The sequence below is a fragment of the [Flexibacter] sp. ATCC 35208 genome, assembly GCF_001975825.1.
GTDB lineage: Bacteria > Bacteroidota > Bacteroidia > Chitinophagales > Chitinophagaceae > Chitinophaga.
Genome location: NZ_MTKN01000262.1, coordinates 1 through 536 on the forward strand (window position 1 = coordinate 1; position 536 = coordinate 536).

A 536-nucleotide genomic window follows, 5' to 3' on the forward strand; every position below is an offset into this window, starting at 1 on the left:
GATTTACATTCAAGATTCCAGAAGCAAATATTACCATTACAACAGATGCTTACTTTACAAGAATCGATGACAGAGTGGTATTAACTGGACAATATGCAAGACCAACTGATGCTCAGATAACAGGTGCAACATCTGACAAACAAAGAGATGCATTGACATTATTTCAACAAGCATTTGATTTAAAAGGAGTGGAAAGGGCTTCGTTCTGGACCAACGGAATCAATTCTGAAACGAAAGGTATTGATGTCGTAATTTCTCAAAAATATGATGTAATTCAGGATTTTACAATTCGAAATGATTTTGCTTTAAGCTACAATACAACAAAAAGAGTTGGGAAATTAAATGTACCTCAATCTATTATTGATGCAGGTGGAGATCCTTATATATATTCATTTTTCTCGGAATTAAGCCGTATTTATTTAGAAGAAGCGATCCCGAAATTCAAAGCAAATTTAATGACAACTTCCAATATCAAAAAACTGGCCATTTATTTAAGATACAGTTACTTCGGAATGGTAAAAGATCCGGGAGCGAGA

The 536-nt window shown here is 34.0% G+C and carries 1 pseudogene; it reads left to right on the forward strand.

What is annotated here, in order from left to right:
- Nucleotides 1–536, forward strand: a pseudogene (locus tag BW716_RS35420) (hypothetical protein); the annotation flags it as partial.